6 protein-coding genes are annotated in these 13500 nt (G+C 37.3%); all 6 read right to left on the bottom strand.

What is annotated here, in order from left to right:
• Nucleotide 1 precedes the first annotated feature (1 nt).
• A complete protein-coding gene (locus ABDV71_RS02825) occupies nucleotides 2–2746 on the bottom strand; it encodes a TonB-dependent receptor plug domain-containing protein (protein WP_343530908.1) in 2745 nt (914 codons plus the stop codon).
• Between the two features lie 2 nt (nucleotides 2747–2748).
• Entirely contained in the window at nucleotides 2749–3492 is a 744-nt protein-coding gene (locus ABDV71_RS02820) for a hypothetical protein (protein WP_343530907.1), read from the bottom strand.
• Nucleotides 3493–3652: 160 nt separating this feature from the next.
• Nucleotides 3653–5128 (bottom strand): RagB/SusD family nutrient uptake outer membrane protein, encoded by a 1476-nt coding sequence (locus tag ABDV71_RS02815; protein ID WP_343530906.1) that lies wholly within the window; start codon nucleotides 5126–5128, stop codon nucleotides 3653–3655.
• Nucleotides 5129–5131: 3 nt separating this feature from the next.
• Nucleotides 5132–8269 (bottom strand): TonB-dependent receptor, encoded by a 3138-nt coding sequence (locus tag ABDV71_RS02810; protein ID WP_343530905.1) that lies wholly within the window; start codon nucleotides 8267–8269, stop codon nucleotides 5132–5134.
• Nucleotides 8270–8654: 385 nt separating this feature from the next.
• The gene (locus ABDV71_RS02805) at nucleotides 8655–10292 is read right to left on the bottom strand and encodes a RagB/SusD family nutrient uptake outer membrane protein (protein ID WP_343530904.1); all 1638 of its coding nucleotides are present in this window, start codon (nucleotides 10290–10292) and stop codon (nucleotides 8655–8657) included.
• A gap of 31 nt (nucleotides 10293–10323) precedes the next feature.
• Entirely contained in the window at nucleotides 10324–13428 is a 3105-nt protein-coding gene (locus ABDV71_RS02800) for a SusC/RagA family TonB-linked outer membrane protein (RefSeq protein WP_343530903.1), read from the bottom strand.
• Between the last annotated feature and the right edge of the window lie 72 nt (nucleotides 13429–13500).

Genomic DNA, 13500 nt, shown 5'->3' with positions numbered 1-13500 from the left:
CTTAAAATCTAATATTATAGTTAACAAATGGAATCGCTGTGGCAAAAATCGAAAGACTATACCCATTTATCATTCCTCCTTCTTGAGCAAAGAAGGTAGAGAAGATATTTCTTCTTGCCGTTACGTTATATATCCCAAAAGTCCATGAGTTATGTGTCAATTGTTTAACCTTATGGTTTCCTTCTACATTGAAAGAAATATCCATACGCAAATAGTCTGGAATACGGTATAAGTTACGATCAGAATAATAAACCCTTTCGCTACCGCCATAATTGTACTTAGCAATTGGTAAAGTGATAGGTCTACCTGTACTGTAGGTAAAGTTTAATGAAAAATGGTACCGCTGCTTAAGTTTATAGTTTCCTGTAAAGTTAAAAGAGTGTGGCTTATCATAGTTTGCAGGATAGTACTCACCGTTATTGATTAAGGGTCCAGCATTAACATCGTCCATTTTCAATAAAGTCCTAGAGTAGGCGTAACTTACCCAGCCATTTAGTTTCCCTGTCGTTTTCTTTAAGAACAGTTCTACACCATATGCTTTCCCCTTGGTACTTACTACATCTTGCTCTATATTATGGTTCAAGATTAAGTTAGCGCCGCTCTTGTAATCCAAATAGTCATCCATGCGCTTATAATATCCCTCAATTGATGTTTCAATGGTTTGTGAGGCAAAGTTCTTATAAAGACCCAAGGCTATTTGAGAGCCCTTTTGTGGACGAATATTAGGGTCGCTTAATTTCCAAACATCTGTAGGCGATATGGATGTTGTATTTGACAACAAGTGGATATATTGCCTTAAGGTGTTATAAGAAGCTTTTACAGAAAGGTCGTTTGCTAGAATGTATGTTCCAGACAACCTAATTTCTGGCGCATGATAGGTATTAATGATTTCGTTGTTGCCATAGTGCTTAACGCCCAACATATTGATGTTAGATTTCGGCAGGTTTTCGGCATAGGATGCCACATCTCTTGCACCCAAAGTATTAAACAACGAATACCTTAAGCCCATATTTACAGAAAGCTTATCGTTAATTTTAAACTCATCTCCAAAGAACACTGCGGTTTCTAAGGCCTTTTCACGTTGCAGTACATCTTTAATGACTAAAGACTTGCTACCAAGAGGCAGAAACTCTCCGGGCGAAAGATTGTAGTATGTAGAGGATAGTCCAAAGTTGAAAAAGTGTTTGTTATTAAACCCATACTTAAATTCTGCCCTCAAATTTGTTTGGTTGATATTAAATTTTAACTGATAGGCATTAACAGGGTTTTGGTCGCTCTTGATATCGTAGTTATAGCTATCAACCGCCGCTTTGAAAATCCCATTTAATTTTGTGCTAAACTTCTTTCTCCACTCCAGCGATGCATTTTTATTGCTATAGTTATAGCTGGTATCAGAATTCAGCTTAAAGTTATCCCTACTGTGGTATGCCGTTAAATTGATTTCGTTATTTTTATTGATCTGATGGCTGATGCCTAGATTTCCATCATAAAAAGATGCTTTGCTATTCTTATACTCATCTGGTAATAAATCCAAAAGCCAATTAGAATAGGTAGCCCTTCCCCCCAATATAAAAGACGTTTTACCGCTATCTATTGGTGCTTCTATGTTAAATCTACTGGTAATTAAACCTATCCCAGCAGAGCCCTTCAATTTGGTTTTGTCTCCCTGTCTATTGGAAACTTCCAAAACAGAAGACAATCTTCCTCCAAATTTTTCAGGGATAGTACTCTTATACAGTTGTACGTCTTTAACAATGTCGGGATTAAAAGCAGAGAAAAAGCCAAAGAAATGCGAAGGATTATAAATGGTCGAATTATCCAAAAGGATCAAGTTCTGATCTGCAGAGCCTCCCCTTACGTTAAATCCGGTACTGGCCTCGCCTACAGATTGCACTCCAGGCAATGTGAGCACAACTCTTAAAACATCTGCCTCTCCAAACACGGTGGGCACCTGCTTAATGGCGGCAATGCTCAATTTATTTACGCCCATCTCCAAGTTTTTCAAGGTAGACCCTCTTTGTGATAAAATTTTAACCTCCCTGAGCAATTCAACGTCTTCCCTAATTTCAATATTCAGCTTTCCGTCTCCATAAAGCATTATCTGTCTTTTAGCGCTACGCATCTCATTCGCGCTAATCGTTAAATAGTTTAGGCCCAAAGGCAAGGTAATGGAAAAAGACCCATCTGGACCCGAAATCGAAAATATTTTTCTATCTAAGGAAGAGATTCTCCCGCCTTGTACCGGAAGTTTCGTAAGCTCGTCTCTTAAATATCCCACTATGGTTGCCGTACCTTTTTTTACCTCGTTTGTTTTTTGGCCAACTTCATATAGCTTATTAAAAACATTCGCATCGGTAGATTTATTTTCTGTAGCATCACGGTTTTTCGAAACGGATGCATTGTCGTTGTTTAAGATATCAATAGACGTTTCCAGTTTGATATCTTTGGTCAGGAATACCTGGTTATCTTTAATGACGAAATGGAATGTGGTTCCCTTCAACATTTCGGTTAAAATACTCCTTATGGAAGCACTTTTTAATGATAGGGTAAAATTACTACCCCCAATGTCTTCTGGTTTATAATAAAATACGAGTCCTGATTTTTGTTCCAAATCGGCTAAAATCTTATCAAAAGACTCGTTATTATAATTAACGTCATACACCTTCTCGCCGCTTTCTTGGGAGAAAGCCGAGCTTGATAAGGCAAATAACAACCATGATAAAAAAATGAACTGCGTTAGTTTCATAGCTAATTTGAAAGCTGTTCATAATAAGATGCAAGAGACACAAGTGTCTTAACAGGATCCTGTCTAAACTTTAGTTTATTTGATTTTAAATATTTCTTCAATTCCTCTTTATGGTTTTCGAACAAGCGTATAAATGCGGACTCTCCATTTACTTTGTAAAGCTGGTGATCACGCATAATAAAGTATTCAACTCCTTCCGAGAATTGTTTGGTTATACCTTGTATTTCCAAAAGTTCCTTGATTGATTTGGTTCGCTTGATAAGCACTTTAATTTTTCCTTCGTATGGTACTTCAAAAAAACCAGCCTTTTTAGCACCACCATCTTCTGGTTTACCCAACGGGATATAAACAAATGTTCTTCCATTAATGGTGAAATTAGATAGTCTTTCACTCAAAAAGCTATATTTACTATAACCGTTGTATAGGAGCGATACTACTTTATCTTCGACCAAGTCGAACAAAATTGGAACGTTTTTGAAGGTATATCCATCATAGGTTACCGTTCCCTTCACAAAATCAGGATTATTATCCAAATAGGCATTGCCTTCTTGCTTTCCAAAATAGCCTAAATATGCTACCCCATTAAATAACTTAACTTGAGGATCTATTCGTTTATTAAAAGTATTGATCAGGCTATCTTCCAAAGAGATAACAGGGGCCTGTGCAAAGAGATTTTCACAAAAAAATATACCTGCGAAAAAAAAAGCTTGTAAAATAAACGGGAATATAAGCTGCTTGCTTTTCATGAAAGTGAGTGCTAATTAGCAGGAATCAATATTAGAAAAAGACCTGACAAAAACATTTATATATAAGATAGATGCGTTTTATTTTCCACTTCAAAAGAGGTGCTACATAAAAAGAGCCCGATGATATATTTATCGGGCTCTTAATATTATATACTAATTATTAGTTAGCATATCCTGGATTTTGTTGTGGCTTCAATCCCGGGTTAGCATTCAATTCCGTTTGAGGAATAGGATAAACTAATCTATTGTCGCCTACAGGAAGGTTAAGTTTCAACCAATGGTCGTTAGAAGTTCTCACGATTGGAGTTTTTGTTCTAAGCAAATCGAAATATTTATGACCTTCACCATATAGTTCTTTACCACGCTCAGCTAAAATCTCATCAATTAAAGCCTGGCCAGTATTTAATGAAAGAGGAGTACCTGGAACCGCTCTAGCCTGAACAGCTTGTAAAGCAAGTTTTGCAGCTGGTTCGTTGGCAACACCTTGTCTAGCTTCAGCCTCTGCCTCGATTAAATACATCTCAGAAGATCTAATTAAAACTTGGTTATTAGCTGGCGTACTGTTAAAGTCAAATTTATTGATTAACCAACCTTCGCCTCTTTGTCTGTATTGACCTGTACTAGGGTTTGCGGTAGGCGATGATTTTACCAAAAATTGTTGCTTTCTAACATCTGCATTAGAGAAAGAGTTTAAAAACTCTGTAGTAACCCTAAAGCTTGAGTAACCAATATCATAAGGATCGTAGAATGAACTTACAGCCAAGAATCCTTGGTTATCATCTGTTCTTACGCTAATTCCATAAATCCACTCAGAAGTTGGACTGTTAAATCCTGTTAACAGCGCTGCTCCTGTTGACAAAGGTTTGATAGCTCTAGCCAATTTGGCATATTTGCTAGCTTCAACATTATTACCCATAGTTAGGTAAACTCTAGCCAAATAACCTTGTACTGCTGCTTTGTGGAACTTATAGATGTTCGTACTAGCAGTAGTTGCCGGCAAATTAGCTTCAGCATATTGAAAATCAGAGATGATTTGTGCATATACATCACTTACTTTAGATCTCAATGGAGGTACATCATCCGGCCCCAAAGGTTTCAAAACAATAGGCACACCTAAAGCATTAGGATCTACCGTATAAGGTTTTGCATACCATCTCACCAACCAAAAATAAGCCTCAGCTCTCAAGGCTCTAGCTTCTGCTAAATAAGCAGTTTTTTGTGCATCTGTAAGCGGAGCTGTAGGAATATTTACATCAAATTGGTTTGCGTTTTGGATAACTCTATAAGCTTGAATCCAATAGTTAGCAGGTTCTGTCGAAGTAAAAGACTCCGAAAACTGATATCCTTGAACAAAGCGGTTGTAGTTACCTGCACCGCTTACTACAAGTACGTCTCCACCTTTCACATCAGCAGTTAACAACATGCTATTGGTATATGCCGAGTTAGTGGTCAAGTCATAAAGACCAGTTAACGCAGCTGAAATATGTGCTGGTGAAGAAAATGCCTCCTTAGAGTTGATTGCCGTTGTAGGTGAAACTTCTAAGAACTCTTTCTTACAAGCTCCAAACATCAAGGTCGAAACTGTCAGACCCAGTGTTAAATATTTATTAATATTTCTCATTTCTTTAATAATCATTAATTAAAAACCTACAGAAAGTCCAGCTGAAAAGGTTTTAATATTAGGGATGTCATTATCACTTTGTCCGTTAACGGCAAACTCAGGATCGATACCTTTATGTCTTGCGAACGTAAATGGATTTTCAGCCATTACAAATAAACGTACGTTTGAAAGTTTCGCTTTAGCTGCATATTCTTTTTTCAAAGTATAGCCTAAAGTGATATTTTTCACCCTCATATAAGTTCCGCTAAATAAATATCTGCTAGAAGTACTGTTTGACAAATCGGTATTAACAGGCATGAACCTAGGTGTTGTAGAAGAGGTGTTGCTTGCACTCCATGCATTTAAAACATCTCTAGACATTTGTTGTCCTGGGTTGATACCGTTATGGGTAAGCGCTTGATAAAGAGCATCATAAACTTTACCTCCGATAGAGAAATAAGTAAAGATGCTAAAATCAAATTCTTTGTATCTTAATTGGTTATTAAAACCTCCGGTATAATCAGGTAATGAAGTACCTAATCCTGTGTATACTTTAGCTGAAGCATAGGTTTTTGTAGTAACTTTATTACCATTAGTATCATCCATATACCACATTGCTCTACCGTCTGTAGGGTCAATGCCTGCATATTCTCTTAAATACCATTGATATCTATCTTTTCCTACCTCAAACATTTGAGTTCCATTAGCTACTTGTTGCTGAGTTAGCTTGGTAATCTTGTTTCTGTTTCTGGTAATGTTGAAAGAGATATCCCATGAGAAATCAGTTCCTCTGTATGGATTACCTGTTAAGGTAAGCTCAACGCCTTTATTTTCTAATGCGGCTAAGTTAGAGCTCAATGTACCAAAACCAGTTAATCTAGATAATGGTTTTGAAAACAATAAGCCATCAGTTCCTCTCTTATAGAAAGCAAGCTCACCACCGATTCTTCTATCCAAAATCGAGAATTCTAAGCCAATTTCACTGGTTTTGTTTTTCTCCCATTGCAAGTTCGCATTTTCTAATGTTGAATAAGCCATACCCGGTTGTCCGTCGTATGAGTTACCTAGAGAGTATAGACCTTGCCAAGCGTAACGTCCAATGGAGTTGTTACCTTGGATACCATAACTACCACGTAATTTCAATTCGTTAATGAACTTTACATCTTTTAAGAAACTCTCTTGAGAAATCCTCCAAGCAGCACCTAATGAGTAGAATGTACCATATTTGTTTCCAGCACCAAAAGTAGTAGAACCATCTCTTCTTAAACTACCTGAGAAGAAATACTTACCATCATACTCGTAGTTTAATCTAGAGAAATAAGAAGCCATTCTCTCTTCAGTATAAGAAGAAGAAGCTGTTCCTGGAGTAGAAGCAGAAACTAACTCAGTTTGACCAGGGAAGGCAAACGAAGTAGCCATTGCCGTAATGTTGTCAAATTTATTTTTGAAAGCCTCTTGACCTAATAATACATTAATTGTGTGACGACCAAAAGTTTTGTCATAGTTTAAAGTATTGATATAAGTTACGGTGATATCCTCTTTAGCATATCTGTAACCTCTACCTTTAACACTTACACCATCACCATGTAACATATTATAGAATTGGTTCTCTCTAATCGCTGTATAATCTAAACTCACCATCGACTTAGCAGTAAAGTCTTTTAAGAACTTAACTTGAGCATAAGGGCTAGAGTTAATTCTAGTACTTTTAGTGATGTATTGGTTTAGTTCATTTAATCCAACAGGGTTAAAATCTGGAGATACCGGATTGATGTAGCTATAGATAGCTTTTCCAGTAGCATCATATTTGATGTTACCATTTACATCTCTCTCGTATAAGCTATAGATGTTTGAAGCCAAATCAGCAAATCTTACTGGGTTAGCGCCACCTCCAGCTCCCGCAGGAGTGTTTTGAGTCGAATTAGACATGATGTTGTTAACACCATAGCTAAAAAAATCAGTAACGTTATTTGATAAATTAAATTTACCAGTGAATCTCTTATAGTCTGATCCAATTACAATACCTTTTTGATCAAAGTATCCACCAGACACATAGAATTTCAATTTCTCAGAACCACCGCTAGCAGCAACGTTCACATCTTTAGTAACCCCTTGTCTTAATACTTCAGATCTCCAGTCGGTATCATAAATTAATGATGTACCTGCTGCCAAAGAACCGTCAGATGCAAATGGTTGCAAAGTGTTGAATGGGTTGTTCAAACGTTGAGTACCTGTAGAAGCACTGGTTTGAGTTAATTTGTTAATTGCATTGTTATTTGCAGTAACAGTTGCTGCAGCAGGAGTTGCACCTCCAGCGATTGCTGTAGCATAATAGCTATTGAAATACACTCTGTAATACTCTTCAGCACTTAAAACATCGTGCTTTTTAACTGCTTGAGAAGACAAGCCGCCTGTTACACTTGCAGTGAATTTTGTTTGACCAGCACGTCCTTGTTTAGTGGTGATGATGATAACACCATTAGCACCTCTTGAACCATAAATAGAAGAAGCAGATGCGTCTTTTAAAATAGTAGTAGACTCGATGTCATTTGGGTTCAAAGAAGACAAGATGTCGGCAGTTTGCGCAACACTGGTTAAATCTGTACCTGAAGAAGAAATAGCAACTCCATCAATTACATACAATGGCGAAGCACTCGCGTTGATAGAACCAATACCTCTGATCCTTACTTGGGTTGCAGCACCAGGTTGACCAGAAACACTAGTTACCTGAACACCCGCAGCAGCACCTTGTAAAGACTTTTGGAAAGAAGTATTAGGTCTAGCTTCAAATGTCTTAGAGCCTAAAACAGTTGCAGAACCCGTATAACTTTCTTTTTTTGTTGTTCCATAACCAATTACCATTACTTCGCCGAGTGACTGGGCATCATTTTCTAACGATGCATTAACAACATTCGATGAACCAATTGTAATAGTTTGTTTAACGAATCCAATTGAACTGATCTCTAAAGCGGTAGCAGTAGAAGGAACAGATAATGAATACTTTCCATTTGCTCCAGTGGAAACGCCAATGTTTGTGCCTTTCACCTTCACACTCACTCCTGGTATTGGTTGTCCATCCTCTTTCGAGATAACCGTACCAGTAATTGTTCTATTTTGCGCCATTGCCGTAGTAGCAACCAAAAGCAAAATGAACAAACTTTGTAGAAGTTTTTTCATAAACTTTTTAGAAATTTAGGTTAGTTAATAAATAATTTAGACGCTAAATATAGAGACATTAACTATGTAACACAAATTTTATTTAACATTTTTTAACAAAAAAGGTGTTTTCAACATACTGTGTGCAAAAGACTTGATACTTTTTAGCATATAGCATCAAATAAAATCTATTCTACTCTCAATTTTTTTCTAATAGCATTATTAAGAATAAATAGGGTTTGCAATCACCTTTCTGTTATTCATTATATATATATAATGAATACTTACAAGTTTGAGAAATCAATAAAAATTTAGTTGAAAATAGCGGCCAATAGCCTCCTAAAAAACGAAGAGGCAGGACTTTCGCCCCACCTCTTTTCTATTTTATTTATTATAACCTACTTTCTTAGTTTGCTATAGCCGGACCACCCGATGCTGGTGGATTATAGCTAAATTCAGTTACTGGAACATCCCAATAATCCATATAGTTATAATCAATTAAGCAAGGAAGTACAGTAAAACCGCCTGCTGGAGTAGCACCAATCATTGAATTTGGCACCAACACGTTTGCGTTTGCTCTACCACCACCTAAACTAGCTTTGGTAATAACGCCCCAACGTCTTGCATCGTAAAATGCTAAACCTCTAAGCGTTAAAGCAACCCTTCTTTCTCTTCTCAATTCCTCTAAAGCTTGTGGCTGAGTTAAACCAGTATTAGCTACAGCAGCTAAACCTGCTCCATTTGCAGCACGAACAGCATCAATGTAAGCTAAACCTACGTTCACTTGGTTATTTCTGATTTCTACTTCCGCCAACATTAAAGCATTTTCTTCCCATGATCCTGCAAAATTTGCAAAACCAGTTCTAGCATTTGTTGACCAATATCCACCATTTTGAATAGCTGTCATGAAGTAACGTGAACCGAACTGAATTCCTCTAGCTTGTCTGTTCACTTCAGGAGTAGGCAAAAGACTTACACCTTTAACAAAACGTTGATCACCAGCTTTAAAATCCTGTACCCAGCGCTCCGACGGATAAATCCAGCCCGGATTGTTGGCATTAGAGTTCCAAAGGAAAATATGTTGTTGGTTATTTGGAGACAAACCTTCTGCCGCAACTGCAGAGATACCTAACAAAAAGGTAATATCACCTTGAACCAAACCAGCAGTAGCTAATGTTTTGATAGCGGTTAGATCACTAGCGGTCAAGTCTGCAACCTTTTTATTTACCAAAATATTTCTTGCTTTATAGGTATTGATACCTCTTACCCACATTTGCGGCGAAATAGCTGGTGCTCCCGTAGGCTTGTTAAATGCTGGGATAATAGCATTCATGGTCGAAGTATAAACAGCATCAGTTGCTGCAATAGGTGTTAACAAGGCAATTGCTTTATCAAAATTGGCATTTGCTTCGGTAATGATTTGTTGACGGGTTTTGTATTGAGGATCTGTTGTACCGTCAGTTTTATCATTAATTACACCAGCAATATACATAGAGCCTATACGTGAATAAGCAAAACCTTTCCACCAATATGCCCAAGCTTGCAATACCGATTTCTCAGTTGCCGGCAGGGAAATTGCTGGGTTATTAATGGCTTGCAACAAGAAATTTGCCTGACCATTTAAAAAATAGGCCATATTCCACTCATATACCAAAACGTTGGTTTGTGAACCATTAGTTGCCGCTAAATTGTTCAAGGCTTTTAGCTGTGTAGCTTGATCTAAAACCAGAACTCCAGGGACTACCGTATTGTAAGGTGCTGGTAAAGTAATCTTATCTACCTGGTTAGCATATCTCCAACCAAAGTTACCGGCAGAACTCCACTGCTCATCACCCATAAAACTGTGTTGGTTTAGGGTATGAACCAATAGGTTATTGCCTACATAAAGCTTATTCCACATACCTAATGCAAACTGTTCTACCCCTTTAACTGTCGCCAGCGACCCTCCTGGAGTTGGAGAGTTCGGATCATCCAATTGCAAATCGGACTTTTTACAATTAGTCAAGAACAAGACTATCGTAAAAAATGCTAATATTTTCTTCATTTTATTATGAATTAAATTTTATACTTATTAATTAAAAACCTACGTTAACACTAAATTGAAACGATTTCAAGTTTGGTGCGCCATAGTAGTCAACTCCAGTAAAAGAACCGAATCCTGAAATTGTACCGCCTTGGTTTGTTAAAGCTGCAGTAGCTTCTGGATCTAAACCTTTATACTTGGTCCAAGTAGCCAAATTTCTACCGGTAGCTGTAACAGAGATACTTCTCACCCATTTTTGTTTCAAAATATTTGTCAAATCATAAGTGATAGATACATCTCTCAATCTTAAATAACTACCATCTTCAACGAAGTGAGATAACGGTGTATTCGTATTATATAAACTATTGTAGAAAGCCACAAAAGAACCTTGTTGACCTGCAATATTAATAGACTCGTCGAAATCTGCGTGTAGTCTATCTCTATACAACCATTGTCTTGTTTGGTTATAGATATTTACACCTTTTATCCAATCAAACTGTACACCAACAGTTAATTTTTTGAATAAAGTAAAACGGTTGATGAAAGAAGCGGTAAAATCAGGGTTAACGTTACCAACCACAGCTAAATCATCAGCCCCAGTAAGTACTACATTATAGTTAGATAAGTTTACTACATAGCCGTTTACCACTGTATAATTTGCTTCGTTTGCTGCAGGGATATATCTGGTTCCATCTGGTTTTAACTGATCAATACGGCTTAAAGGTCTTTGCATATAAAGGTTACCCAAATCGCCACCTGGAGCTAAATTAAACACACCATTGGTAATAGGCACATTGTTAGCAACTTCAGTAATGTATGATCTAGTTTTAGCCCATCTTAGACCAAAGTTCCAGTCAAAATTTTGAGACTTATAGGTATTAAGGTCTAGGGAAATATCCAAACCGTTACCCTTTAAACCTACTAAGTTATCGGTTACACCCGTAGCTCCTGTTGAAGGCGCAACCGGTGCAGTTTGAATTACATCTTTAGAGGTTCTTCTCCAGTAAGTAGCATTCAATACGGCATTACTTAACCAGTTACCTTTTAGTGGTCTCATATTTAAATCAGTACCAACCTCTAACTCTGTAGTTTTTTGGATTGCCAACTCTGGGTTATTGGCTGTAGATCTAGTATATAATGTCGATCCACTCTCACCAAAATTACCTCTAGCAAATGTAACTTGTCTTGCATAAGTACCTGGCTGTACACCCGCTTCACCATAGGCAGCACGCAATTTCCAGTTGGTAATGAAGTTTTTATTTTTAAAAAGTTCCGATGGGTTAAAATAAACTGTTCCCCTTGGAAACGTAGCAGGCTTGCTTTGGCCACCAAATGCAGAAGAATAATCTGAACGGAAACCTACAGACACCCCAAATAAGTTCGCATAATCAATAGTTTGATTTACCAAGAAACCATAAATCAATAGTTCACTATAGCTATCGCCACCAGTTCTTGTAGTTGCACTAGATAAGGTATATGGTGGATAAGCTGGTAAAGCTACACCTTGAGCATAAAAATAATCACTTAATGTTTTTCTAGCATCATAGGTAACTTGTGTTGTTGTTTTAATAGGTAAGTCTAAATTGAAGTCACTTTGAAAATCTGTTCTAAAGAAAGCGCTGGCCGCTCCATAATGAACTCTATAATTTTCAAATTCTTTACTTATACTACCATTGATATCAGACCCGAAGAAAACAGTTTGCGCTCTTCCTGTTTGGTTAAAATAGAAATCGCTTTGTTGCCAAGCTCTGGCATCTAACGCATATTTCACATCCAATTCCAAAAATTTCGGCAACTTATAGTTAAGGTTGAAATTTTGTACAATCCTTGGTGTTTTACTATAACGTTCCCTAGCTTCTCTTTCCGCCAAGGCATTGTTTCCATCCGTTAATGTACTTGGTTTTACCACCAATTGTCCGGTATTAGGGTTTCTCCAAGTAAAATCAATCCATTGCAAGGAATTCACCAAGTTAAAACGGTTGGAAGCCAACAAGTCTTCTTTGGTAGTGATCAATTGCGTAGCACTTCTAAAGTTTAATCCTTTCACTGGATTAATACCGAAGTTTAAATTCAAGTTGGTTCTAGAAAAGTTGTTACTGTAAACATCTTGCTGAGACAGGTGTGAAGCTCCAAACGCATAATCATACTTTTCGGCACCGCCTCTAATGTTAATAGAATTTGAATAAGTATTCGCTACCCTGTTACCTTGATCGATATGATCAAAAGTTGGTAAAAGGATGGGCTTATTATTTTGTACAGTTTTATCCGTTCCAAAAGGCATAGCTGTTGGATTTGGCCAAACACCAATAGCACTAGGAGCAATTGGCTGGTTAGTAGTAGATAAGATATTACCTGAAGCATCAGTAACCCAGTGATGATTTTTAGCAGTCAAATCATTTAATCTGATCACTCGGTCATTACTGTATCTTGACGCTACATCAATGCTAAGCTTAGCGTTTTTCAAGCCTCTTTTTGTAAACACTTGAATTACACCATTACCTCCTTGTGCTCCATATAACATACCTCCAGCAGATCCTTTAACAATCTCTACCCTTTCGATAATGTTTGGATCTAAATCTGTTAATAAATCTGAACTCGACTGAACTCCATCAATCATAATCAAAGGAGAAGTTCCTCCTAAGTTATTATAACCTCTCAAAATAATTTGAGGACTAGCTCCCGGCTGTCCGCTACGCTGAATAACCTGCGCACCTGCAACCTGACCTTGTAGGGCTTGAGTTACGTTTGTTGTTGCACTTTTTGGGAAATCCTTCGAATCTAAAGTTGCAACCTCAATTGGCACTAATTTTTTGGATGTAGCCACACCCACACCAGTTACAACAACCTCGCTAAGATCTTTAGCGTCGGCAGACAAAGAAACATTAAATGTACTTGAGGATCCAATCGAGATTGTTTGGGCGGCAAAGCCGATTGAACTAAATTCTAATGCGGTTGCATTAGATGGAACAGATAAGGTAAATCTACCATTTGCGCCGGTTGATGCGCCAATGTTCGTCCCTTTTACTTTTACACTCACACCAGGAATTGGAAGACCGTCTTCTTTAGACGTAACCGTCCCTGTGATTGTTCTATTTTGCGCTATAGCCGACGAGGCAATAAAAAGCAAAATGAACAAACTTTGTAGAAGTTTTTTCATAAACTTTTAGAAATTTAGGTTAGTTAATAGTTAATTAATAGCCTAATATATTAAGTTTAAACTGTAACGCAA

It is taken from the genome of Pedobacter sp. (assembly GCF_039594775.1).
GTDB lineage: Bacteria > Bacteroidota > Bacteroidia > Sphingobacteriales > Sphingobacteriaceae > Pedobacter.
Note: the sequence above shows the minus strand (reverse complement) of the source record. Positions and strands in the feature narration are given on the sequence as shown.